Origin of the sequence: Xanthomonas floridensis, from assembly GCF_001642575.1 — a bacterium.
Classification (GTDB): Bacteria; Pseudomonadota; Gammaproteobacteria; order Xanthomonadales; family Xanthomonadaceae; genus Xanthomonas; species Xanthomonas floridensis.
Map to the genome: position 1 here is coordinate 1 of NZ_LXNG01000003.1, position 23846 is coordinate 23846.

Annotated in this window: 17 protein-coding genes, 2 other RNA genes and 1 pseudogene; 16 read left to right on the plus strand and 4 right to left on the minus strand. The window is 66.5% G+C overall.

Annotation, left to right across the window (positions count from 1 at the left end):
* The 3 genes and pseudogenes from A7D17_RS22390 to A7D17_RS02165 all read right to left on the minus strand — a co-directional run.
* Nucleotides 1-434, minus strand: a pseudogene (locus A7D17_RS22390) (transposase); the annotation flags it as partial.
* A 172-nt stretch (nucleotides 435-606) separates the two neighbouring features.
* On the minus strand, nucleotides 607-2430 hold the full coding sequence (locus A7D17_RS02160) for a monovalent cation:proton antiporter-2 (CPA2) family protein (RefSeq protein ID WP_064507710.1): 1824 nt from the start codon (nucleotides 2428-2430) through the stop codon (nucleotides 607-609).
* A 197-nt stretch (nucleotides 2431-2627) separates the two neighbouring features.
* Nucleotides 2628-3455, minus strand: a complete 828-nt coding sequence (locus A7D17_RS02165; RefSeq protein WP_064507598.1) for a carbonic anhydrase — start codon at nucleotides 3453-3455, stop codon at nucleotides 2628-2630.
* 569 nt (nucleotides 3456-4024) lie between these two features.
* On the opposite strand from A7D17_RS02165, the gene mgtE reads away from it, so the two are divergent.
* The 11 genes from mgtE to A7D17_RS02220 all read left to right on the plus strand — a co-directional run bounded on the left by mgtE (nucleotide 4025) and on the right by A7D17_RS02220 (nucleotide 18087).
* A complete protein-coding gene (mgtE, locus tag A7D17_RS02170) occupies nucleotides 4025-5392 on the plus strand; it encodes a magnesium transporter (protein WP_064507599.1) in 1368 nt (455 codons plus the stop codon).
* A gap of 119 nt (nucleotides 5393-5511) precedes the next feature.
* Nucleotides 5512-8205, plus strand: coding sequence for a bifunctional acetate--CoA ligase family protein/GNAT family N-acetyltransferase (locus A7D17_RS02175; RefSeq protein WP_064507600.1), 2694 nt, complete (start codon nucleotides 5512-5514; stop codon nucleotides 8203-8205).
* A 594-nt stretch (nucleotides 8206-8799) separates the two neighbouring features.
* On the plus strand, nucleotides 8800-9837 hold the full coding sequence (locus A7D17_RS02180) for a DUF475 domain-containing protein (RefSeq protein WP_064507601.1): 1038 nt from the start codon (nucleotides 8800-8802) through the stop codon (nucleotides 9835-9837).
* A 60-nt stretch (nucleotides 9838-9897) separates the two neighbouring features.
* Nucleotides 9898-9974: non-coding RNA, sX9 sRNA (locus tag A7D17_RS02185), on the plus strand.
* A gap of 193 nt (nucleotides 9975-10167) precedes the next feature.
* Nucleotides 10168-10803 carry a vWA domain-containing protein gene (locus tag A7D17_RS02190; RefSeq protein WP_064507602.1) on the plus strand — a complete coding sequence of 212 codons (636 nt, stop codon included), beginning with the start codon at nucleotides 10168-10170 and terminating at the stop codon, nucleotides 10801-10803.
* Between the two features lie 48 nt (nucleotides 10804-10851).
* Nucleotides 10852-11907, plus strand: a complete 1056-nt coding sequence (locus tag A7D17_RS02195) for a TerY-C metal binding domain-containing protein (protein ID WP_064507603.1) — start codon at nucleotides 10852-10854, stop codon at nucleotides 11905-11907.
* A gap of 3 nt (nucleotides 11908-11910) precedes the next feature.
* Nucleotides 11911-13848: a protein phosphatase 2C domain-containing protein gene (locus A7D17_RS02200; protein WP_153041878.1), complete on the plus strand. Its 1938-nt coding sequence runs from the start codon at nucleotides 11911-11913 to the stop codon at nucleotides 13846-13848.
* Nucleotides 13845-15377, plus strand: coding sequence for a helix-hairpin-helix domain-containing protein (locus A7D17_RS02205; protein WP_064507605.1), 1533 nt, complete (start codon nucleotides 13845-13847; stop codon nucleotides 15375-15377). Before A7D17_RS02200 ends, A7D17_RS02205 begins: the two co-directional genes overlap by 4 nt.
* Nucleotides 15378-15474: 97 nt before the next feature.
* A complete protein-coding gene (locus A7D17_RS02210) occupies nucleotides 15475-16689 on the plus strand; it encodes a TerD family protein (protein WP_064507606.1) in 1215 nt (404 codons plus the stop codon).
* A gap of 111 nt (nucleotides 16690-16800) precedes the next feature.
* Nucleotides 16801-17379, plus strand: coding sequence for a TerD family protein (locus tag A7D17_RS02215; RefSeq protein WP_064507607.1), 579 nt, complete (start codon nucleotides 16801-16803; stop codon nucleotides 17377-17379).
* A 126-nt stretch (nucleotides 17380-17505) separates the two neighbouring features.
* Entirely contained in the window at nucleotides 17506-18087 is a 582-nt protein-coding gene (locus tag A7D17_RS02220; RefSeq protein WP_064507711.1) for a TerD family protein, read from the plus strand.
* A gap of 46 nt (nucleotides 18088-18133) precedes the next feature.
* On the opposite strand, the gene A7D17_RS02225 is transcribed toward A7D17_RS02220, so the two are convergent.
* Nucleotides 18134-18209: non-coding RNA, sX9 sRNA (locus A7D17_RS02225), on the minus strand.
* Between the two features lie 107 nt (nucleotides 18210-18316).
* On the opposite strand from A7D17_RS02225, the gene A7D17_RS02230 reads away from it, so the two are divergent.
* Genes A7D17_RS02230 through A7D17_RS02250 form a run of 5 tightly spaced genes read left to right on the plus strand, consistent with a single transcriptional unit; the run spans nucleotide 18317 to nucleotide 23259 of the window.
* On the plus strand, nucleotides 18317-19375 hold the full coding sequence (locus A7D17_RS02230) for an ATP-grasp domain-containing protein (protein ID WP_064507608.1): 1059 nt from the start codon (nucleotides 18317-18319) through the stop codon (nucleotides 19373-19375).
* Nucleotides 19372-20541 carry a phosphoribosyltransferase domain-containing protein gene (locus A7D17_RS02235; protein WP_064507609.1) on the plus strand — a complete coding sequence of 390 codons (1170 nt, stop codon included), beginning with the start codon at nucleotides 19372-19374 and terminating at the stop codon, nucleotides 20539-20541. Before A7D17_RS02230 ends, A7D17_RS02235 begins: the two co-directional genes overlap by 4 nt.
* Complete coding sequence (locus A7D17_RS02240) at nucleotides 20542-21297, plus strand: HAD family hydrolase (protein WP_064507610.1); 756 nt, start codon at nucleotides 20542-20544, stop codon at nucleotides 21295-21297.
* On the plus strand, nucleotides 21294-22391 hold the full coding sequence (locus A7D17_RS02245; RefSeq protein ID WP_064507611.1) for a cysteine protease StiP domain-containing protein: 1098 nt from the start codon (nucleotides 21294-21296) through the stop codon (nucleotides 22389-22391). The genes A7D17_RS02240 and A7D17_RS02245 overlap by 4 nt, the downstream gene beginning before the upstream one ends.
* Complete coding sequence (locus A7D17_RS02250; RefSeq protein ID WP_064507612.1) at nucleotides 22384-23259, plus strand: HpcH/HpaI aldolase/citrate lyase family protein; 876 nt, start codon at nucleotides 22384-22386, stop codon at nucleotides 23257-23259. The genes A7D17_RS02245 and A7D17_RS02250 overlap by 8 nt, the downstream gene beginning before the upstream one ends.
* Nucleotides 23260-23846 lie beyond the last annotated feature (587 nt).

A 23846-nucleotide genomic window follows, 5' to 3' on the forward strand; every position in this document is an offset into this window, starting at 1 on the left:
GTGCTTGATCAATCCCAGCAGGCGTTGGTCTTCCTTGGCGCGCTCACTGTCAGGCGAGCGTAACCAGGCGTAATAACCCGCCCGGTTGACGCGCAATACCCGACACATCGCGCATACCCTGAATTCCCTGCGATGGTCTTGCATGAACGCGTACTTTGCCTTTACCCCTTGGCAAAGTACGCGGCGGCCTTTTTTAAGATGTCGCGCTCCTCGGTCACGCGACGCAACTCTGCCTTCAGCCGCCGAACCTCGGCGCTCTGGTCCACCTCGGCGCGATGCACCACGCCAGACTTGCCGAACTTGCACAGCCAGGCGTAGAGGCTGTGCGTCGTGACACCCAGCCGCTCTGCGACCTCTGCCACCTTGAAACCACGATCGATCACTTGCCGGACCGCTTCAATCTTGAACTCATCCGTATACCGCTTGCTGCTCATGGACACCTCCGAATCTGCCATTTTCCACGGCCTTGAGATGTCTAGGAAAGCCTGGGCGTATCATCTGCCTGTCGCATGTCTGGTTCACTTGGCGATTCAGCGAAGGCGTTTGAGTGTCACTCGGTCGAACGAGCTCGCATTGCACATCGGGTTATGAGTTTGCCAAGCGCATTTACGCATCGCGCGCCGGCGCTACCGTTACCGCTTCATCATCCCCATCCACATCCGCCTTGACGTCGGCTTCGAACAGGTTCATCAGGTCGGCGCGGGCGTCGCGTGAGGTCTGGATCACCTTGGCCTCGTCGTCGTAGACCAGATGCTGGCGGCGGAGCAGATCTTCGTCGTGCTGGCGGAAGCGCTTGACGTGTTCGCGCGCGTCCGCTTCGCCAAGTCCCAGCGAGGTCAATACCCGCCCGCTCAGTTCCAGGCTGGAGGCAAAGACCTCGCGGAACGGTTCTGCACCCAAGTCCATCAGTTTCCAGGCGTGCTGGCGGTTGCGCGCGCGCGCCAGCACGGTGGCCTGCGGGTACAGGCGGCGGATCAGCCGCACGGTCTTGATGTTGGTGTCCGGGTCGTCCACCGCGATCACGAACACCTTGATGCGGTCGGCGCCAGCAGCGCGCAGCAGTTCCGGGCGGGTGGGGTCGCCGTAATACAACTGGCTGCCGAAGCGACGCAGGTCCTCGACGGTGTCGGGGTTGTGTTCCAGCGCCACGAACGGTACGTGCCGCGCCGTGAGCAGGCGTGCAACCACCTGGCCGAAGCGGCCCATGCCGGCGACCAGCACCTTGGGCGTCTGCGTATCGATGGTGTCGAACGGGCGTTCGGACTTGGGCTCGTGCAAACGCAGTGGTCCGTTGAGGATGCGTTGCATGCCAAGCAGCAACAGCGGCGTCAGTGCCATCGAGACGCCGACAATGGCCACCAGACGGTCGTGATTGGCAGCTTCCAGCAGCCCGACGCGGTCGGCCTCGTTGAACACCACGAACGCGAACTCGCCGCCCAGCCACAACACGCTGCCCAGCATCAGGCTGCTGCGTAGCGGCAGCCTGGCCACGCTGCCGATGCCGACCAGCAGCGAGAATTTCACCACCAGCAGGATCGCCACGCCAGCGGCGATCAATCCCGGCTCGGCAGCCACGCGATTGAGGTCGATGCCCATGCCCACCGAGATGAAGAACAGGCCCAGCAGCAGGCCTTCGAACGGCTCGATCTGCGATTCCAGCTCGTGGCGAAATTCCGAATCGGCCAGCAGCACGCCGGCGATGAAGGCGCCCAGGCTTGCGCTCAGGCCCGCCTCCTGCATGATCCACGCAGTGCCCAGCACCACCAGTAGCGCGCTGGCGGTGAACACCTCGGGCATGCGCGTGCGCGCCACCACGTTGAACAGATGGCGCAGCACGAAGCGCCCGCACAGGATCACCAGTGCCAGGGCAGCGACTGCCTTGGCCACATCCGGCCAGGCCAGGGTGGCGTTCTTGCTGCCGCCCAGCAGCGGAATGGCCGCCAGCAGCGGGATGGCGATCAGGTCCTGAAACAGCAGGATGGCGAAGGCCAGCCGGCCGTAGTCACTGTTCAGTGCCTTGCGTTCGGCCAGCAGCTGCAGGCCCACCGCGGTGGACGACAACGCCAGTGCCACGCCGACGATCAGTGCGCTCTTCCAGCCGAGTTGGCCCAGCATCAACAGGCCACCCAGAATCACCGCGGTCACCAGCACCTGGCTGGCACCGGCACCGAACACCGAATGGCGCATCACCTTCAGCCGGGCTGGCGACAATTCCAGGCCGATCACGAACAGCAGCATCACCACGCCGATCTCGGCTGCACCGCTTATGCGCTCGGCGTCCTGCACCACGCCCACGCCATCCGGGCCCAGCACCACGCCGGCGACCAGATAGGCCAGCACCGCGCCCAGGCCGAAGCGCTTGAACACCGGCACGGCCACGATCGCCGCCAGCATCAGGACCAAGGCCAGTTCGAGGCCGCCGCTATGCATGTTGCACTCTCCGTTGAGGTGCGCATTATGCCGCGCGAGGCGGCCGGCCGGCTTGCACGCCTGTGCCGCCGCCGGCATGCGATGCGCCTGGTATGCAAGGTCGACGCGTTGCGGCGGCAGGCAGTGGCCAGCGCATGTCGATGGCAAGCGCGAGAGTCTGCCGGCGTCGCGCTAGACGCGCCGCGCCCGGGCCGGGCTCAGCGGCTCTTGAGCAGGAAGCGACGGTCCAGTGGCTGCAGCGGACGCGCGTTGAACGGATACACCCGCTCGAATGCGTTGATCTGTTCCCTGGACACCTGCACCGGCTGACTCACTACCACCCAGTCCACCGTTTCGCTGCATGGCGGAGTGGTCAGCGAGCCCTCGTAGCGATAGAAACTGCGTGGAGTGCCAGGCGGCAGAAAATCGCTGGCACGCACGGAGGCATTGGCCACCTTCCGGGGCTGATCCTTGTCGCTCGGCATCGCATCGAGCACGCGCTGGAAGGCCGGATTGGCCTTGCCAGTCTCGAAGAAGATCGCCAGCACGCCGAGCGTTCCATCCGGGCCCTGGTGCACGATATGCGCTTCCATCGGGAAACGCCGGCCGTTCAACAGGTGTTCGCTCGGATGATGGAAGTGCAACTGCAGCGCGTCGTACTGCTTGCCGCCGACCAGCATCTTGCCGCCGCCGTGCAGATCCAGCTGGATGGAGTGGCCGGTATTGCGCACCACCAGCGGCACTGCGGTGTAGTCCAGGCGCAGGCTGCCCAGCGAGGCGTCGATCGCGTCCTTCAGATCGATGGGGCTGTTCTGCTGCCCATTGCCGCACAACGCATTTTCCTTGGCGAGTTCCGCCCAGTGCTCGGCACCTTCCGGCCCGGTATAGCCCCATTCGTGGCCCTGGTTCGGAGCGGTCTCGTGCGCGTGCACCGGCGTGGCATCAGGCAACGCGGTCTGTGCCATCCCCAGCGTGCCCCAGCCAGCGGCCACACACAGGCACAGCGGGCTGACGCGGTGTAACAACACTGACGTGAAAGACGGCATGGCGGATTCCTGGCAAGCGAAGCAGCGGCGGGGACGGATGGCCGATGTCGTCCCGCAACGCTGCGCGAGATCGACCCTGCCGGGAAGCGAACTGTACCGTCTGCGCTGCGCCAAGGCAGCGGTTTGCGACAGCCGGTTGGCTGCAGCCGATCAGCGCGTGCGTCTGCATGCCGGGAGCAGCGGCTGATGGCAAGGCGGCAACCCCGCGCTGCATGCGCTGGATCGGCAGCACGTCGCGGCGCAGCGATGCCCGTGTGCGGCGACGTGTGTCCCGGCCGAACGCCGCCGACAGATCGACAAGCGTGTGGCAATGCCGGCCGTAGGCTACACAGATCTGCGGCCATACGCTCACTGAAGCGGGCCGCACGTGAGGCATTGACCAAGCCAGCTCAGGCGCGCAGACTGCGCCGCGCCGCCACCCGGATCACCGGTCGGTGCGCACCTTTCGGAGCCTTTACCCATGTCCAGCGACAGTCACCCTAGACCCGGGTCGATGACCCGGCTGGCGCGCGCCTGAGGCTCAGGTTCGCCGGCTGTCATCGACGACGGTCGTCACCAGGCGAACCACCATGTACAACGAAACCCTGCGCCTTGCCCAAGGCGTCGATGCACTGACCGCACCCCTGGCCGAGCTCAACACGGCCGATGCGGTGGAATATCTCAACACCCTCGACCGCGAAGACGCCGCGCAGGTCATGGCCGCGTTGCCGCCGCCGCGTGCGGTGAAGTTGCTCGAACAACCCGAGCTGCGCGATGCCAGCGCGCTGGTGGCGTTGCTGCCGGCCGAGCAGGCCGCCTCGCTGCTCGGGCAGATGGCCGACGACCGCGCCACCGACATCTTCCACGGCCTGGATGCCGACCAGCGGCAGCCGCTGCTATGGCTGCTCAGCGCCGAGGCGCGGCTGTCGATCCAGGCGCTGATGCGCTACCCGCCCAATACCGCTGGCGCGTTGATGACCACCGAGTTCGTCGCCGTGCCATCCGACTGGACGGTGGGGCGCACCCTGCAGCACATCCGCGAAGTGGAGCGCAGCCGCGAGACCGTCTACGCGATCTATCTGCTCGACCCGCAGACCCGCGTGCTGCAGCAGGTGGTCACCATGCGCCGGCTGATCACCGGCGCTGCGGATGCGCCGATCCTGGAGGTGGCGCAGGTCAATCCGCCGATCACCGTGGACCCGGCGCTGGACCAGGAAGAAGTGGCGCGCCTGATCCGCCGGCATGACCTGCTCGCGATCCCGGTGGTGGATCGGCACGGCCATGTGCTGGGCATTGTCACCGTGGACGATGTGCTGGATGCCTTGATCGCCGAATCCACCGAAGACGTGCACAAGTTCGGCGGCATGGAAGCGCTGGACAAGCCGTACATGCACATTGGCTTCGGCCAGATGATCAAGAAGCGTGCGGGCTGGTTGAGCGTGCTGTTTTTAGGCGAAATGCTCACCGCCAGCGCGATGCAGCACTTCGAGGACGAGCTGTCCAAGGCCGTGGTGCTCACCTTGTTCATCCCGTTGATCATGAGCTCGGGCGGCAACTCCGGCTCGCAGGCCACCTCGCTACTGATCCGCTCGCTGGCGTTGCGTGAGCTGCGCCTGCGCGACTGGTGGAAGGTGGCGCTCCGCGAGCTGCCCACCGGCATCACCCTGGGCGCGATCCTGGGCGTGCTGGCGATCGTGCGCATCGCGATCTGGCAGACCGCCGGGCTATACGATTACGGCCCGCATTGGCAGATGGTGGCGCTGACCATCGGCGCGGCCCTGGTGGGCATCGTCACCTTCGGCTCGCTGTCCGGCTCGATGCTGCCGTTCGTGCTGCAACGCTTCGGCTTCGACCCGGCCAGCGCTTCGGCGCCATTCGTGGCCACCTTGGTGGACGTCACCGGGCTGGTGATCTATTTCAGCATCGCCGCGCTGATCCTGAGCGGCACGCTGTTGTAGCGTGCATGCGCCATGCCGGAGTGATTGCAGATGGATGCAGTGTGCCTGCATCCATTACCCCATGCCCTCGCACGCCAGTGCGTGTACCGTAGCGTGATGGCAGCGTTCTCCCCCGCACGATGAGTACCTATCACCTGCAGCAGGTGTTTCGCCCCGGCACCGTAGCGGTGGTGGGCGGCAGTCCGCGCGAGCGCTCGGCCGGGCGGGCGGTGGTGCGCAATCTGCGCGCGGCTGGATTTCCCGGGCAGATCGGCTGGGTGAGCCCGCGCTATAGCGAGATCGATGGCGTGCGTACGGTGGCGCGGTTGACCGATCTGCCGTGGGTGCCGGACCTGGTGGTGATCACCGCGCCGGCGCGCATCGTGCCGCGCATCGTCTCCATCGCCGCGCGCCGCGGGGTGGCCGCAGCGATCATCCTCACCGCAGGCTTGGGCCGTGGCCCCGGCTCGCCGGCCGCGCGCATGGAAGCGGCCGCGCGGGCCAAGGGCATGCGCATCCTCGGCCCGCACTGCCTGGGAGTGATCGCTCCGCATGCGCGACTCAATGCCAGCATCGCCGCGCATTGCCCACAGGCCGGCGATCTGGCGCTGATCTCCGAATCCAGCGCCATTGCCGCCGCGCTGGTGGAGTGGGGCGTGGCGCGTTCGGTGGGGTTCTCGGCGGTGGTGTCGCTGGGCGATACGCTGGACGTGGATTTCGGCGATCTGCTGGATTACTTCGCCACCGACTACCGCACCCGCGCGATCCTGCTCTACGTCGAACGCATTGGCGATGCGCGCAAGTTCATGTCGGCCGCGCGTGCCGCCGCGCGCGCCAAGCCGGTGGTGGTGGTCAAGTCCGGGCGCCACTTCCGCATCAACCCCAACGCCGACACCCACGCGCAGGCGCTGGCCGGCTCGGATGCGGTGTATGGCGCCGCCTTCGCGCGTGCCGGGTTGTTGCGGGTGGGCGCGCTGGACGAATTGTTTGCCGCCGCCGAAACGCTGGGCCGGCTGGGCAGTTTTCCGGGCCGGCGGCTGGCCATCCTGAGCAATGGCGGCGGGGTCGGGCAGCTGGCGGTGGATCAACTGGTGCTGCGCGGCGGCACCCTGGCCGAGTTGTCGGCCAAGACCCTGGAGCGGCTGGATCAGTCGCTGCCGGAAGGCTGGTCGCGCAGCAATCCGGTGGACATCATCGTCGACGCCGACGGTGCGCGCTATGCGGCGGCGATCGAAGCCTTGCTGGACGATCCGGAGAACGACGCGCTGCTGGTGGTCAACGTGCCCACCGCGTTCACATCCTCGGCCGATGCGGCCAAGGCGCTGACCCGCGCATTGGACCAACGCAATCGCTATCAGCGCGACAAACCGGTGTTTGCGGTGTGGCTGGGCCAGGACGATGCGGCGATCGCCGCGCTCAATGCCGCGCGCGTGCCTACGTACGCCACCGAATCGGATGCGGTGCGCGGCTTCACCCACCTGGTGCGCTACCGCGAGGCGCAGGCGGCGTTGATGGAAACCCCGCCCAGCCTGCCGGAAGATTTCGTGGTGGATGCCGGCGTGGCACGCACGCTGGTGGAAGAGGCGCTGGCCGCCGGCCGGCGCTGGCTGGATCCGGTGGCCACCAACCGGTTGCTGAGCGCCTACGGCATCCCGGTGGTGCCGCTGCAGGTGGCCGCCACCGCCAACGAGGCCGCGTTGCTGGCTGACCCGTTATTGGCCGTCGGCCGCACGGTCACCTTGAAGGTGTTGTCCAGCGAGATCGCACACAAGTCCGATGTGGACGGTGTGCGCCTGAACCTGTCCAGCGTGGCGGCGGTGCGCGAAGCGGCCACCGGCATCCTGGCGCGCGCGCGCGCAGCGCACCCCACAGCGCTGATCGAAGGGGTGATCGTGCAACCCACCGTGTTGCGGCCCAAGGCGCGCGAACTGATCGCCGGCATCGCCGACGACCCGGTGTTCGGCCCGGCCATCGTGTTCGGGCGCGGCGGCACCGCGGTGGAGGTCATCAACGACCGCGAACTCGCGCTGCCACCGCTGGACCTGCGCCTGGCCCACGAGCTGATCGGCCGCACCCGCGTCTCGCGCATCCTCAAGGCCTACCGCGACGTGCCGGCCGCCGACGAGCGCGCGGTGGCGCTGGTGCTGGTCAAGCTGGCGCAGCTCACGGCTGACATCCCCGAAATCACCGAGCTGGACATCAACCCGCTGCTGGCCGACCGCGACGGCGTGATTGCGCTGGACGCCCGCGTGGCGGTGGCGCCGCTGCGCAGGCTGCACAAGGGCCGCGGTCATCCGCGCTTTGCGATCTTTCCGTACCCCAAGGAATGGGAGCGCCAGATCGGCCTGGGCGATGGCACCCATGCGCTGGTGCGCCCGGTGCGCCCGGAGGACGATGCGCTGTTCCGCGCGTTCTTTGCGCGCATTACCGACGAAGACCTGCGCCTGCGCTTCTTCCAGTCGGTCAAGCATTTCAGCCACGAATTCATCGCCCGCCTGACCCAGCTGGACTACGCCCGCTCGATCGCACTGGTGGCCATCGACCCCAGGACCGGCGACATGCTCGGCGCGGTGCGCCTGCATGCAGACGCGGATTACGAACGCGGCGAATACGGCATCCTGATCCGCTCCGACCTCAAGGGCCACGGCATCGGCTGGCAGCTGATGCGCATCATGATCGAGTACGCGCGCTGGCTGGGCCTGAAAGTGATCGAAGGCCAGGTGCTGCGCGAGAACCGCACCATGCTGGCGATGTGCCAGAGCCTGGGCTTTGGGGTACGTCCGGATCCGGAGGATGCGAGCCTGATGGCGGTGACGCTGCCGGTGGACGGTTAGGACGGCGGCACCGCCGCCAGGCATGGGCACGCCTGGCCGCTTCGGTTGGCGCGCGCCGGGCAAGGCGGCGCGCAGCAGGGTTGTGATGGTTTACCTGCGTCGTTGCGCCTGGTCACCGGCCGCGACCTTGGCGCGGATCTGCTGCTGCACTACCTCGCCGGCTCCGGCGCCGGCGAGGCATGCACCGCGCAGACGCCGTGCATGCGCCAACAAGCGTCGCTGCCACACCTGCGGTCCACCAACCACGCTACACCGGGCGCAAGCGCGCCGGGCCTTGCTGGTGCTGGGCTGGGATTGGCCGTAGACTCTCGGCACAAGGAGCCTGCCCACAGGTGGTTCCGACTTCACGGATGATGTCATGTCGATGGCGATGACCGATCGGTGCCTTGCACCCTTGCAGTTGTGCGACGCCCATGCGGGCGCGAGGTCATCCAATGGTGTATCGCCCCGTCAGATCCGGCCGCTCCACCATGGCATACGATGACGTGGGGACTCCTTCCTCTCTTTCCTGGTCTCGTTTCAGAGCGCGCTCGTGTCGCCTGCGCCGCAGCAACGTGACCGTCTGTTTTCGCCTCAGCACTGTCGGGAGTTTCAATGTTTCGTGATTTCAGAATGTCGTTCGTGGTCACCGCGCTCTGTCTGGGCGCGGCGGCGTGGTGGGGCCACAACTCGAGCATGGGGGTGTGGCAGGCCTTGTGGCTGTGCACGGTCCTGAGCGTGCTCGAAGTTTCGCTGTCCTTCGACAATGCGGTGGTCAACGCCGGTGTGCTCAAGCACATGAACGAATTCTGGCGGAAGCTGTTCCTGACCGTCGGCATCCTGATCGCCGTGTTCGGCATGCGCCTGGTGTTCCCGATCGTGATCGTGTCGGTGGCGACCGGCATGGGCCTGATGCCGGTGATCGATCTGGCGCTGAACGAGCCGGATAAATACAGCCAGGTGCTGACCGACCACTACCCCTCGATTGCGGCCTTCGGCGGCATGTTCCTGCTGCTGGTGTTTCTCAACTTCCTGTTCGATCGCGAGCGCGAGCTGCATTGGTTGGGCCCGGTGGAGCGCCTGGTCGGCAAGCTGGGCAAGGCCGATGCGATGTCGGTCATCGTCGCGGTGGCGGTGTTGCTGGGCACCAAGCTGTTCCTGCCGCAGGACATCTTCCAGAGCGTGCTGTTCGCGGGCCTGGGCGGCATCCTGCTGTACCTGCTGGTCGATAGCGTGGATGCACTGTTCGAGTCGGAAGAGGACGAGGGCGGGGTCAGCGTTGCCAAGCGTTCGGGCGTGGCCGCGTTCCTGTACCTGGAAGTGCTGGATGCCTCCTTCTCGTTCGACGGTGTGATCGGCGCGTTCGCCATCACCCGCGACGTGGTGATCATCATGCTCGGCCTGGCGATCGGCGCGATGTTCGTGCGCTCGATGACGGTCTACCTGGTGCACAAGGGCACGCTGGACGAATTCGTGTTCCTGGAGCACGGCGCGCATTACGCCATCGGCGTGCTGGCGATCATCATGCTCATCGGCACCGTGCACCACGTGCCGGAAGTGCTGACCGGACTGATCGGCGTGGCCTTCATCGCGGCATCGGTGTGGTCCTCGATTCGTTACCGCAAGCAGCACCCGGCCGGCGAAAGCGCCTGAGAGGCGCTGACGGAACCACTGCGTAGCGGCCAGGCGGGTGCGGCCGGTGTTGGGTGCGGCATGGATCACGCGGACATTGCGGTTCCAGGCGCGCCCACCACGCCCACCTGACGGCTGCTCGCGAGGTTGTGTCAGCCGCTCCACGCCGCCGGCCGTTTCCTGTGTTCGGCAGGCGGCGGCGCGGTTGCGACCCGCTGCACGCCGGCCCGCCGCGCCCCGCTTGTTGGCAGGAGCGCGCGTGGCACGTGGGATGGGTCGCGCGCTCGGCGCTGCGGTCGGACGGCTCGAATCGGTCCCTTTCTTTGGCAGTTTTCTTAATCAGGTGAAGTCATGCGTCGTTTGCCCGTCTACCTGCTTCTCGATACTTCCGGTTCCATGCGCGGCGAGCCGATCGCAGCGGTCAACGTGGGCCTGCGCGCCCTGGTGACCTCGTTGCGGCAGGATCCGTCGGCATTGGAGAGTGTGCACATCTGTCTGATGACCTTCGATGCGGACGTGAAGACGATTCTGCCGCTGACCCCGTTGGACCAGCTGCAGCTGCCGGAGATCACCACGCCCGATTCGGGCCCCACCATGCTGGGCAAGGCGTTGCAGCACGTGTGCGAGCGCGTGGATCTGGAAGTGCGTCGTTCCAGCGAAGACGCCAAGGGCGACTGGGCGCCGCTGCTGTTCGTGATGACCGATGGCAGCCCCACCGATCTGCAGGTGTTCGAGGAGCAGATCCCGGAGCTGCGCAAGCGCAACTTCGCCAACATCATCGCCTGCGCGGCCGGCCCCAAGGCCAAGTCGACCTATCTGTCGATGTTCACCGCCAACGTGTTTGCGCTGGATACGCTGGACAGCGCCTCGTTCACCAGTTTCTTCAAGTGGGTGTCGGCGGCCGTCAGCGGCGGCAGCCGTAGCCAGGGCACTCCGGAAGGCACGGCGTTGCCGCCGCCGCCGAGCGAAATCCAGCTGGTGCTGTAACCCGTCGCCACCACCGAGTAAGCCGCTGTCTTCGTCCTGGAGTGTGAGATGCGCCGCCTTCCGATCTATTTCCTGCTCGATGTCTCCGAGTCGATGATCGGGGAAAACCTGTATCGACTGGAGGAAGGGCTGGCCCATATCGTGGCGACGCTGCGGACCGACCCGCACGCGCTGGAAACGGCCTGGATTTCCGTCATCGCCTTTGCCGGAAAAGTGCGGCGGCTGCTGCCGCTGACCGAGCTGACCAGCGTGGTGGTGCCCAGCCTGCCGGCGGGCGGCGGCACCTCGCTTGGTCGGGCAATGAACTACCTGATGGACGAGGTGGATGCCTCGGTGCACCGCAATAGCGCCGAGCGCAAGGGCGACTGGAAACCGATCGCGTTCCTGATCACCGATGGCAAGCCCACCGACGATATCGCCCCGGCGCTGTCGCGCTGGCAGCAGCATTATGCAAAGCGCGTGTCGCTGGTGGCGGTGTCGATCGGGCGCAATGCCGACCTGGGCGTGCTCAACCAGTTCACCGATGCCGACAAGGTGCTGACCCTGGATGACAGCAGCGACGGCGCGTTCCAGCGCTTCATCGCCTGGGTCACGCAGTCGGTGCAGGCGCGCAGCCGCAGCGTGGGCGATGTGTCCAAGGAAGAGCAGCTGCCGGACGCCGATGTATCGATCCTGAAAAAGCTCAACCTGGATAAGCCGCTCGAACGCGTGGACGAGTCCAACGCGTATTTCGTGTCCAAGTGTCAGCGCAGCGAGTTGCCGTACATCTCGCGCTACGAACCGATGCATCAGTCCTTCGATGTCGGCAGCGCGCAACTCAGTGCAACCACCTACCGGCTGGTGGGGTGCTACCCGGTCAGGAACGATTATTTCGAGATGTCGTCGGAAGCGCCGAACTTCGCCACGGTGGAGTCGGACCAGATCTTCGGCACGCCCAGTTGCCCGCACTGCGGCAACCGGGTCGGATTTGCGATGTGTTCCTGCGGCAACACCTTCTGCGTTCCTGGCGAAGGGGAGCAGACCTGCCCGTGGTGCAAGAAGCGCGCCTACTTCGGCTGTTTTGCCGATGGCGAGTCGGTGGAAATTTCGCGTGCGCGAGGCTGATTGATGCCGCCACTGCCCCCACCGGCGCCGCCTGCGCAGGCGCAGGCCCACACCGCCCTGGCCGAGCTGCTCGGCAACTATCTGCGGCAGCACGGCGTCGTACTGGAGCCGGCCCGGCTCCGGCACCTGCTGCAGGAAGCGCCGGTGCTGGAATTGCTGCATTGGCTCGATGCCACCGCATCGCGCCTGGCGCCGGCACTGGGCGAGGCAGCGGCATCCTCGCCGGAGCCGGGTGCTGTGCCAGGCGCGACGGCGGCACCCATTGCACGCGACGCGGCAGCAATGGCGCCAATCGCATCCCGTCCAGCCGACGCAGTGCCCGTAGAGCCCGCGGCATCCAGTCCAGGCGACGCGGTATTGGTGGAGCAAACGACATCCGGTCCAGGCGACGCGGTATTGGTGGAGCAAACGACATCCGGTCCAGGCGACGCGGTATTGGTGGAGCAAACGACATCCGGTCCAGGCGACGCGGTACCGGTAGAACCAACGACATCCGGTCCAGGCGACGCGGTACCGGTGGAACCACCGACATCCGGTCCAGGCGACGCAGTGCCGGAGGAGCCTCCAGCATCCAGCCCAGCCGACACGCTGCCGGCACCGCCCACAGCATCTGGCGCCGCGGTCGAACATGCCGCAATCACAACGTCCTCGGTTGCGACCGATGCCACGCTGTTTGTAGCGCCGGCGTCGAGCGCGCCCGCAACGGCGCTGCGCTGGCGTTTTGCCAATGCCACGGCAGGGAGCGCCTATGTCGGGCAGGCTGCGCCCGTCAGTGATCCGCAACGTCCGGCGCAGCTGTACCGTTTGATGGCCGTGGAAGGGTTGCAGGGAAGCGGCCTGGGTTTCGATGCGGCCAGCGGCGTGCTCTCCGGCGTGCCCAGCGCAGCCACCGCGACCGGCGAGGAAATGCATTTTACCGCACGGTTTTTGCCGCTCGATGCGGTGGCCGGCACCACGTTGCAGGCCGGCGTGGCCAGCCTGCTGGTCAATCCCGACCCACGCGCGCTGTGGAAGCAACGCGAGCCCGATGCCGCGTTGGGCCTGCGTAAACCGCATACCGCAACGGCGCATGCACGGATCGACGGTGCCTACGCGATCGCTGCCAGTGTGCGCGGGCGCTCGCATGCCAATACCGGCAGCTTCCGCGAAGACGACGTTGCCATCGCCACCGATCGTGACGCCCGCTGGCTGGTCTGCGCCGTGGCCGATGGCGCCGGCTCGGCGCCGTTGTCGCGACGCGGCTCGGAGTTGCTGACCCGGCACGTCGTCGCCACGCTGGCAGCGCATCTGGAGGGTGTCGAATTCTGGGCGCGCCAGCAGGGGCTGCAGTGGCAGCATCACGCCGACCTGCTGCCGCGGCTGCAACCGCGGTTGCTGGACGCGATGCATGCCAGCCTGGCATCGGCCAGCCAGGCATTGCTGGGCCACGCCAGCCTGCTTGGCGTCGACGAAGGCGCACTGGCCTCGACCCTGATGCTGACGGCGGTGCGTCCCTGCGGCGCGCAGTCGCTGGTGCTGAGTTACTGGATCGGCGATGGCGCGGCGGCGACCTATGACGCCGACTCCGGCGCCCTGCAGGTGCTGGGGCAGGCCGACGCCGGCGAGTACTCCGGGCAGACCCGGTTCTTTCTTTCCGATGCATTGGCCGGCGATACGCAGGCGGCCGTGCACGCGCGCATGCGCTGTGTATGGCTGCCTGCCGGTGCCAAGGTGATCCTGATGAGCGATGGCGTGTCCGACCCCAAGTTCGGCACCGAGCGCGCCTTGCAGGATCCGGCGCACTGGCAGCAGTGGTGGCAGACCGACATCGCGCCGCCGCTAGCGGCCGTGCAGGACATCGCGGCCCTGCCGGAGGCGCTGGTGGCGTATCTGGGCTTCTGGTACCCGGGCGAGCACGACGATCGCACCTTGCTGATACTCCAGACCGAGCGCGCACCATGACCGCTGCCATCATCCGCACCACTGCCCACGATGGCAGCACGGTGGAGTTCTACGATCAGCTGCGTGGCAGCGGCGGGTTGAAGGACTGCTATTTCAGCGTGGATGGCCGCTATGTGGTGCTGTTCTTTCGCCAGCCCCCCGATGCCAATGTGCGCGAACGCATCGCCAATATCGTCGGCCGCTTCCGCGACGGCATCTTCAACCAGGTCGGCGGCGAGTACTGGAGCGGCATGTTCTGCTGGCCGCAACGCACGCTGGAATGGAACGGCCGCTTTGGCCTGGTCGCGCCGATGTATGCGCGGCACTTCTTTTTCGAACATGGCTCGCGCAATGGCGACGTGCTGCAGATCGCCGGGCGCGAGAAGGAGGGCAAATGGTTCGCCTCTGCCAATAACCGCAGCAAGTACCTGGATCCGCGCGAGCTGGGTAACTGGGCCAGCCATCTGCGCATCTGCCTGTTGATCGCGCGTGCCGTCCGCCGCTTGCATATGGCTGGCCTGGCGCATTCGGACCTGTCCTACAAGAACGTGCTGGTCGACCCGGTCGGCGGCAATGCCTGCATCATCGATATCGATGGACTGGTGGTGCCAGGAAAATATCCGCCGGATGTGGTGGGCACACCGGACTTCATCGCGCCGGAGGTCGTGGCCACCGCCGGCCTGCCCAAGCACGATCCGCAGCGGCGACTGCCGTCGATCCAGACCGACCTGCATGCGCTGGCCACGCTGATCTACATGTATCTGCTGTACCGCCATCCGCTGCGCGGCGGGAAGGTGCACGACGCCGATGCCACGCGCGATGAAGAACTGGCAATGGGCGAGCGCGCGCTGTTCGTGGAAGATCCGCACGATGCATCCAATCGGGTGCGGCTGAGCGATGTGCGCAGCAGCGAGCTGCCCTGGGCCGATGCCGCCACGCGCCCGTATACCCTGACCGGACCCTACCTGGCACCGCTGTTCCTGCGCGCGTTCACCACCGGCCTGCGCGATCCGCAGCAACGCCCGCAGGCCTCGGAATGGGAAGACGCGCTGGTGCGCACCGTCGATCTGCTGCAGCCCTGCAGCAACGCCCGCTGCGAGCAGGGGTGGTACGTCTTCGACAACACCTCGCGGCCGCGCTGCCCGTTCTGCGCAACGCCGTATCCCAATGCGTTGCCGGTGCTGGACCTGTATTTCTCCACGCACACGCCGGGCCAGTTTCGGCCGGAAAATCATCGCCTGGTGGTCTACACCGGGCAGTCGCTGTTTCCCTGGCACGTCAATCGCCATGTCGCACCCAACGAGAAGCTGGCCGTCGAGCAGCGGCGACGGGTGGGCTACTTCGTGTTGCACGAGGGCCATTGGTATCTGGTCAACGAGGCGATGCCCGAGCTCTACGACGCCACCGCCGGCGCACTGGTGCCGATCGGTGAAAAAGTCGAGCTGAGCCAGGGGCGGCAGCTGTTGCTGTCGCGTGCGGAGGGCGGGCGTCTTGTGCATGTGCAGCTGGTGTTGCCCGATGCAGCGAGCGGCGCCGTTGCGGTTGACTAGACCTGCGTGGCAGGTCACTCTTTCGACCTGCTGATCGCAGGCCGGTTGCGCCAATGCTGCCGTGCAGCGCAGATGGGCCGAGCCAGGGACAGGGGCAGTGACGACTTTACAGATCGGACAAAACATAGCCCTGGAGGGCGACCGCCTCGACGCACAGATCACGCTGACGGGTGTGCCTTCCGGCATGGATCTGGATGTCAGTGCCTTCGTGCTGGGCGCCCAGGGCCAGGTCCTGGATGACAGCGCATTCGTGTTCTATGGGCAGCCCAGCTTTCAGGCCGGCGCGGTCACTGTCGATGCCAATGCGCGGCGGGTCGGCATGCAGTTGTCTGCGTTGCCGGCGCAGGTCGAGCGCGTGGCTGTTGCGATCACCATCGATCAGGGCATGCGCCGGGCGCAGCGCTTCGGGCAGCTGCAGCAGCTGACGTTGGCCGTGACCGCCGGCAACCAGACCTGCAGCTTCGCTCCGCCGCTGGTCGGCATGGCGGAGACTGCGTTGATCCTTGCCGAGGTCTACCGGCGCAACGGGCAGTGGAAGCTGCGCGCGGTGGGGCAGGGATTTACCGGCGGGCTCGGCCCGCTGGCCAAGCATTTCGGCGTGGCTGTGGATGACGATCCGGACGCGACCACGGCCGCGCCGCCGGCGCCGCCTGCACTCCCTGCCGTCCCGCCGCCACCAGTTCCTGCACCGCCGCCGCCACTGCCCGCTGCACCGCCACCGGCGCCGTCGGTGAACCTGTCCAAGATCGTCCTGGAAAAGTCCAAGCCGGTCGCGCTGGAGAAGGCCTCCGGCAAGTTCGGCGAGATCGTGGTCAACCTGCGCTGGAGTCGCGGTGGCGGGATGTTCTCGCGCGCCATCGATCTGGACCTGGGCGCCATGGTGGAACTGCAGGACGGCAACAAGACCGTCGTCCAGGCGCTTGGGGGGAACTTCGGCAGCCTGGCGCAGATGCCGTACGTCAGGCTGATGGGCGACGATCGCAGCGGTAGCTCCGGTCAGGGCGAATTCCTGCACCTCAATGGCGACGAGTGGTCACGGATCAAGCGCGTGCTGATCTTCGCCTTCATCTACGAGGGCGTTCCCAACTGGTCTAATGCCAATGGCGTGGTGACCATTCGCACGCCGGGCCAGCCCGAACTGGAGGCCCGCCTGGACAGCCCGAACAATCGCGACGGCATGTGCGCCATCGCCATGCTGGAAAACAGCAACGGCGCCATTCGTGCAACCAAGCAGGTGGACTATTTCACCGGGCACGACACCATGGACATGCGGTTCGGCTTTGGATTCGAGTGGAGAGCCGCCCGCAAATAGCCTGCGTGCCGTGTCCAGCGGGCGCTGCCATGCGCCTGCAGACGATCAATCGCGTTTCCCGGGAACTGCAAGGTTCCGATTCTTACCCCGCAACAATCTAAGGAGTGCAGTATGGGCGTCAGTCTTTCCAAGGGCGGTAATGTCAATCTCAGCAAGGAAGCACCTGGCCTGAGCGAGGTCGTTGTGGGTCTGGGTTGGGATCCGCGTGCCACCGACGGCAGCGAATTCGACCTGGATGCCAGCGCGTTCCTGCTCAAGCCGGACGGCAAGGTGCCGGACGACAGCAGCTTCATCTTCTACAACAACAAGACCTCCGCAGACGGTTCGGTCGTGCACCAGGGCGACAACCGCTCCGGCGCCGGCGAAGGCGACGACGAGCAGATCGCCGTGTCGCTCAATGGCGTGCCTGCCGCGGTCGACAAGCTGTCGTTCGCCGTCACCATCCACGAGGCCGAAGGCCGTCGCCAGTCGTTCGGCATGGTGGGCAACGCGTACATCCGCGTCGTCAACAAGGCCGACAACAAGGAACTGGCGCGCTACGACCTGACCGAAGACGGCTCCACCGAAACGGCGATGATCTTCGGCGAGCTGTACCGCAACGGTGCCGACTGGAAGTTCCGCGCCGTCGGCCAGGGCTTCAAGGGTGGCCTGGGCCCGCTTGCCGCCAACTACGGCGTCAACATCGGCTGATGCCGGCACGGCCGCTGCCTGCGTGCAGCGGCCATGAAGCGTGATCAACAGTGGCCGCCCGAATGCAGATTCGTGCGGCCACCTTCACACCGGGCCCGGCCTGGTGATGACTCAAGGAGAGTGTGGATGAGCGTTAGTTTGAGCAAGGGACAGCGGATCTCGCTGAGCAAGGAAGCCGGCACACAGTTGACCAAGGTGGTCATGGGCCTGGGGTGGGACGCCAAGAAGACCAAGGGCTTCTTCGGATTCGGCCAGCGCGACCAGTCGATCGACCTGGACGCCTCGTGCCTGATGTTCAACGATGCCAATCAGCTGGTGGACCAGATCTGGTTCCAGCAACTGAACTCGCGCGACGGCAGCATTCGGCACACCGGCGACAACCGGACCGGCGACGGCGATGGCGACGACGAGCAGATCGTTGTGCAGCTGGACAAGATTCCCACCGGCATCAAGAGCCTGGTGTTCATCGTCAACAGCTTCACCGGCCAGAGCTTCGCGGAAATTGAAAACGCGTTCTGCCGCCTGGTCGATGCCAACGGCAACAAGGAAGTCGCACGCTACAACCTGTCGTGCCAGGGCAACCACACCGCCCAGCTGATGGCCAAGCTGTATCGCCACGAGAACGACTGGAAGTTGCACGCCATTGGCGAATCCTGCTCCGGCCGTACGTTCCACGACATGCTGCCGGTCATCAACGGCCAGCTGTAATCCCTCAGGACGGCCGCCGCGACTGCGGCGCCGTCCTTCTTGGAGCGGTAGACAAACGTCGCGAGCGGTCATCAGGTGGGTGCGAGTGGCGCGCCCAGATCCGGCATGTACGCCTGGTACATGCCGATTCCGGGAGCCGACCGCGCCCGCCCGGCGGTGAGCGCCGTCGGTTTGTCAGCTGCCTGGTCGGCGCCATGCGTGGGGCCGTGCTTCAACTTCGAGTATCCGTATGTCACTTCCCCACGCGCGCGTCTGGTTCAACCGGCACTACGCGACCATTGCCCGCATCATCGATCATCTGCGTGGCGAAGCCGAGCCGTTGCCAATCTGGACATGCGTCTCGCATCGCCAGGAAAACTTCCGCGGTTTTGCCCGTGCCGACCATGCCCTGCTCGAACCTGCGGGCCTGAGCCCGGAGGCGTACCTGCAGTGGTGCTACCAGGTGGTGCAACAGCTGCAGATCACCCATCTGGTGCCCGGCTACGAGCAGAGCCTGCTTACCAGCCACCGCGCCGAGTTCGCGGCGCTGGGCTGCCAGATCGTGCACGCCGCGCCGGCCGACATCCTTCCCAATCTGCATCACAAGCAATGGGTCTATGCGGCGGTCGATGGACTGGTGCCGCTGCCGGACTATCGCTACGTCACCACGCTGCAACAGGCGGTGGAGGCGATCGCGCAGCTGGGCGTCGACGGCGCGGTCTGCGTCAAGCCCACCGTGTCGGTGTACGGCAAGGGCTTCTATCGGCTGGTGGACGGTATCGAGCCAAGCACCTATGCCTGCAGCCCGCAGGAATGGATCGGCCGGATGGAACGCCTGCCCGAGTTCGAGCCGCATCTGGTCATGCGCTATCTGCCTGGCGTGGAGTACAGCGTAGACATCGCTGCGCGCGATGGCGACGTGCTGGCCTGCGTGGTGCGCCAGAAGGATCCCAACAGCAAGGTGCAGCAGCTGTCCATGCGCGCGGACCTGGTGGGCTATGCCACGGCGATGGTGAAGCGCTTCGGTGCCAACGGGCTGATCAACGTACAGTTCAAGGACGACATCGATGGCGCGCCGATGTTGCTGGAGATCAATCCGCGTGCGGCCGGCGGGATCGGCATGAGCTGCATGTCCGGGATCAATCTTCCGCATGTCGCGTATCGCGCCTGCATCTTTCCCGAGCTGCCGGTGCAGGTTCCGACACCGCGGCTGGGCATTCGCGTCACCGAGATTTCGCTGGCGGTGGAGCTGCCGGACGCGCAGCCCTTGCCTGGCACGGTGCTGCCGCAGGTTGCGGTGGACGCATGAGCACCTTGCAGGTGAGCTTGCCCACCGGCACCTTGCACTGTTCCGGCCAGCCGGGCAATACGCGCGCGCTGACCGATCTTTGCGGTTTCGGCGCGCGGCGCAATCCCAAGCGCGGCTTCGTGTTCGTCTCCAAGGTGCTGGGCAAGCACTGGCCCGCCTCCCCGGCGACGATGGCGCAGCTGCAGGCGGAGCTGGCGGCGCAGATTCCGGTGCCGGCCGGCGAGATGGTCCTGTTCGTGGCATTGGCCGAAACCGCCACCGGGCTGGGCCACGGCGTGTTCGAAGCGTTCCTGCAACGCGCCGGCAGCCAGGCGATGTTGCTGCAGACCACGCGCTATCCGCTCGACGGCGCGCAGGTGCTGCGCTTCGAGGAAGAACACAGCCATGCCACCCAGCAGTTTCTCTATCTGCCCGAGGCCCCCGAGCTCCGCGCAGCGCTGGAGCGGGTGAGCACGGTGGTGATGGTGGATGACGAGGCGACCTCCGGCCGGACTTTTTTGAATCTGGCGATCGCCTTGCGCAGCGTCTGCCCACGCCTGCGTGCGCTGCACCCGGTGGTGCTGACCGATTTTTCCGAAGGCCGGGTACAGGCGCTGCTGTCGGCGCTGCCGGGCATCGACGAGGTTGCGCCGCTGTCGCTGTGGTCGGGCGCACACCGGTTCGAGCGTGACCCGGCTGCGGCGCTGGTGCCTGCCCCGGTGGCCTACGCCCCGGTGGCCTGTCGCCGCCAGCATGTGTCCGCCTTTACCGCGCGGCTGGGGCTTGGCGCTGCCATCGCGCTACCCGATGCGCTGGTGCAGGCCTGCCACGCGGCGCTGGATGGCCGGCCGGTGCTGGTGATCGGTACCGGCGAATGCATGTATCCGGCACAACGGTTGGCGCAGGCGCTGGAGGCGCTGGGTCATGCGGTGGCGGTGCAATCGACCACGCGTTCGCCGCTGATGCAGGCCGGTGCCATCGAAGACATCGCCCTGGTCGAAGACGTCTATGGCGAGGGTATCCCCAATTATCTGTACAACCTGACGCGTTCTGCCGGTGCGGTGCGGGTGGTGGTGCACGAAAGTCGCGAGCGCGCCTGCGTGGACCGGTTGCTGCAGCAGCTGCAGGCGATCGAAGTGGATCTTGCGCAGCAGCGGGTTGCCGCGCCGATGCAGGCGGTGGCCTAGATGTATCAGGTGGCCCTGGTCGATCTGGACGACACCTTGTTCTCGTCGCGGCGCAAGCAGAAACAGGCGCAGGCGCTGCAGCCGGCAGCATTGTCGATCGATGGTGGCGTGGTGAGCTATACCTCGCCGCGTCAGCGTGCGTTCGCGCAGTGGTTGCAGCACGCCGACCTGGTGGTCCCGGTCACCGCGCGCACGCTGGAGACCTTTGCGCGCGTGCTGCTGCCGTTCAACGGGCCGGCGATCGTGGCCCACGGTGCCACCATCGTCGATGCGCAGCGGCAGGTCGATCCGGTGTGGGCGGCCACGGTCCACGCCCGCATGCAGACCGAGTTGCCGGCGTTGCAGCAACTGCAGCAGGCCCTGTCGGCGCAGTTCGGCGCTGCGCTGGACGTCAGCATCGCCGGCGCACCGCAGCAGCCGGCCTATCTGGTGGCGCGCGAGCCATCGCGCGACGAACAGGCGGTACGAAAGATTTCTGATGAGGTCATCGCACCGTGGGTGGCGCAGCATCCCGGGTATACCCATCACGTCAACGGCCGCAATCTGGCGGTGCTGCCGCCATGCGTGGACAAGCGGCTGGCGGTGGCGTACCTGCTGGAATCGCTGCGGCGCCAGCATGGTGAGTTGTTCGTGGTCGGTGCCGGCGACAGCATCACCGATCTGCCGTTCCTGTCGCTATGCGATCTGGCGATCCTGCCCACCGGCTCGCAGGCCTGGGCACAGGTGCATGCACGCGCCCACGAGTCCTGCGCATGACCTCGGCCGGATTCTCGGGCAGTTATGCGCCGGGCGATGTGACCTTTCTGCTGACGCAGATCCAGGTCGCGCCGATGCAGGATCTGCAGGAAAAAGAGCGGCTGATCCAGGCGGGCCAGGCGCATTATTCGGAAATGCTGACGCCGGAGCAGCTGCCGGCCCCGGAATATCTGGCGTTGTTCCGCAGCGCAGTGGCGCGCCACATGCCGACGATGGCGCGCGACCTGCTGCAGTTGGCCAGCGTGGTGCGGCAGCGGCATGCGCGGCCGGTGCTGGTGTCGTTGGCGCGCGCCGGCACGCCGGTCGGGGTGGCGTTGCGGCAGGTCTTGGCCAGCCGCTGGGGCATGCAGGTGCCGCACTACGCGATCTCGATCCTGCGTGGCCGCGGGATCGATACGGTGGCGCTGGCGCATCTTTGCGCGCAATACGATCCGGCATCGCTGGTCTTTGTCGATGGCTGGACCGGCAAGGGCGCGATCACCGCCGAGCTGCGCGCCTCGGTTGCCGCGTTCAACCAGGCGCAGGGCACGCAGGTCTCACCGGATTTGTTCGTGCTGGTGGATCTTGCCGGCTGCAGCGCCGGGCATGGCTCCGTCGAGGACTATCTGATTCCGTCGGCCATCCTCAATGCGACCGTGTCGGGCTTGGTCAGCCGCACCGTGCTCAATGCCAGCATCGCCCCGGACCAGTTCCACGGCTGCGTGTTCTACCAGGACCTGCGCGCGGGCGATATGTCGCAGTGGTTCGTGGCGCAATTGCTGGAGGCGGCCGCCGCGCTGCCCGCGCCCATGCACGCCGACCCGCACACCCAGCGCAGCCAACGCGCTGCCGCCGCACAGCGTTGCAGCGACAGCCTGCAGCAGTTGCGCGACACATTCGCGGTGCGCGACACCCATTGCCTGAAAGTCGGAATCGGCGAGACCACCCGGGCGATGCTGCGCCGCGCGCCGCGCGCGCTCTGCCTGCAGCGGCCCGACGATGCCGATACCGCTCATCTGCGGTGGCTGGCGCAGACCCGCGGTATTGACGTACACATTCTCTCCAGCCTGCCATTGAAGGCAGCCGCGGTCATCAAGGATCTACGACATGTCTGAAGCCTATCGGTTGGGCGCCTCGCTCTACGTGCCTGCGACCAACGACAACCTCTCCGAGGTGCTCTCCGGACGCCAGTTTCCGCAGGCGCGCTCGTTGATTGCCTGCACCGAGGATGCGGTGTCTTCCACCGACCTGCCGCATGCGATGAGCCATATCCGGCGCACCCTGCCGACCCTGCCGCCGCGATCGCACGGCCCGCTGCGCTTCATCCGCCCGCGCAATGCCGAAGTGCTGGGGCAGCTGCTGGCCATGCACGACATCGACCGCGTGCACGGCTTCGTGCTGCCCAAGATCGACACCGACACGCTGGCCGCCTACGAGCGGCAGCTGGCCGACCACGATTTCTGCATCATGCCGACCCTGGAGACCCCGCAGGCGCTGGACCCGCTGGGCCAGCGCGAGATCCGCGCCTGCCTGCAGGGCAGCCCGCTGAGCTCGCGGGTGCTGGCGGTGCGCATCGGCGGCAATGACCTGCTGAGCATGCTGGCGATGAAGCGGGTGCGCGGCACCACGATCTACGACACCCCGGTGGGCCTGGTCATCCAGCAGCTGGTGCTGGCGTTCCGGCCGTACGGGTTTCAGCTCACCGCGCCGGTCTATGACTTCTTCGACGATCCACAGACCTTGCGGCGCGAGCTGGCCATCGACACCGCGATGGGGCTGGTGGGCAAGACCGCCATCCATCCGATGCAGATCCCGGTGATCGAGGAAGGGCTGCGGGTCAGCGACGAAGACCTGCGTGCCGCGCGCGAAGTGCTCGGCGCCACCACGGCGGTGTTCAAGTCCAACGGCGGCATGGTCGAGAAGGCCGTCCACACGCGTTGGGCGCAGGCCATCATCGCGCGCCAGGCGATCGTGGCCCTGTAAGGCTGGCTGGCCGGTGCCGGCCGGCAGGGTGGGCCGATCGCGAACCTAGCCCGGGCCCGGGCAACCGGGTGAATCCCGGCCGGCCACGGCCGGCGCTGGAGTGTGACCGCGCACGAGCAATGCACGTGCGCCAGTCACCCCAACCGAACCCAACTGAGTGGCAGAAATGCCGGTTTGGGCCTTGACTGCGCAGTCCAGTTGGACGGGTTCGCACCCTGGCGACGACCGTTCGTCAGACAGTGCTTTATGCCACAAGGGTTTGCGGGTTTTTCCCACATTTGGTGTTGACCCCTCCCGGGTACCCCACTATCTTGGGGCGGTCGGTGGTTGGTTGCCCAAGGCGGCCGGACCAGTGGGAGCATTGAATGCGGCAGGGCCGTGGTCGAAACCGCCTCCCCGCCGCGGCCGTACGTCTGATTACAGCCATCCAGGCCGGTCCTGGAGCGGGCGCGTGGTCTCGTCGCGCCGCTGTTGCTTCGCCACCGACCACCACGCGACAGCACACCGCGCGGTGGCGGCCGTGGAATCTCCGGTAAGGAGATGGCTGGTGTTGTCGATGCCGCCGCAGACGCCTGTCTTGCGTGCCG

Excerpts from the sequence above, each read along its gene's own strand:
- A7D17_RS02160 (WP_064507710.1), bottom strand. The coding sequence starts at position 2,430 with ATGCATAGCGGCGGCCTCGAACTGGCCTTGGTCCTGATGCTGGCGGCG.
- A7D17_RS02165 (WP_064507598.1), bottom strand. The coding sequence starts at position 3,455 with ATGCCGTCTTTCACGTCAGTGTTGTTACACCGCGTCAGCCCGCTGTGC.
- mgtE (WP_064507599.1), top strand. The coding sequence starts at position 4,025 with ATGTACAACGAAACCCTGCGCCTTGCCCAAGGCGTCGATGCACTGACC.
- A7D17_RS02175 (WP_064507600.1), top strand. The coding sequence starts at position 5,512 with ATGAGTACCTATCACCTGCAGCAGGTGTTTCGCCCCGGCACCGTAGCG.
- A7D17_RS02180 (WP_064507601.1), top strand. The coding sequence starts at position 8,800 with ATGTTTCGTGATTTCAGAATGTCGTTCGTGGTCACCGCGCTCTGTCTG.
- A7D17_RS02190 (WP_064507602.1), top strand. The coding sequence starts at position 10,168 with ATGCGTCGTTTGCCCGTCTACCTGCTTCTCGATACTTCCGGTTCCATG.
- A7D17_RS02195 (WP_064507603.1), top strand. The coding sequence starts at position 10,852 with ATGCGCCGCCTTCCGATCTATTTCCTGCTCGATGTCTCCGAGTCGATG.
- A7D17_RS02200 (WP_153041878.1), top strand. The coding sequence starts at position 11,911 with ATGCCGCCACTGCCCCCACCGGCGCCGCCTGCGCAGGCGCAGGCCCAC.
- A7D17_RS02205 (WP_064507605.1), top strand. The coding sequence starts at position 13,845 with ATGACCGCTGCCATCATCCGCACCACTGCCCACGATGGCAGCACGGTG.
- A7D17_RS02215 (WP_064507607.1), top strand. The coding sequence starts at position 16,801 with ATGGGCGTCAGTCTTTCCAAGGGCGGTAATGTCAATCTCAGCAAGGAA.
- A7D17_RS02220 (WP_064507711.1), top strand. The coding sequence starts at position 17,506 with ATGAGCGTTAGTTTGAGCAAGGGACAGCGGATCTCGCTGAGCAAGGAA.
- A7D17_RS02230 (WP_064507608.1), top strand. The coding sequence starts at position 18,317 with ATGTCACTTCCCCACGCGCGCGTCTGGTTCAACCGGCACTACGCGACC.
- A7D17_RS02235 (WP_064507609.1), top strand. The coding sequence starts at position 19,372 with ATGAGCACCTTGCAGGTGAGCTTGCCCACCGGCACCTTGCACTGTTCC.
- A7D17_RS02240 (WP_064507610.1), top strand. The coding sequence starts at position 20,542 with ATGTATCAGGTGGCCCTGGTCGATCTGGACGACACCTTGTTCTCGTCG.
- A7D17_RS02245 (WP_064507611.1), top strand. The coding sequence starts at position 21,294 with ATGACCTCGGCCGGATTCTCGGGCAGTTATGCGCCGGGCGATGTGACC.
- A7D17_RS02250 (WP_064507612.1), top strand. The coding sequence starts at position 22,384 with ATGTCTGAAGCCTATCGGTTGGGCGCCTCGCTCTACGTGCCTGCGACC.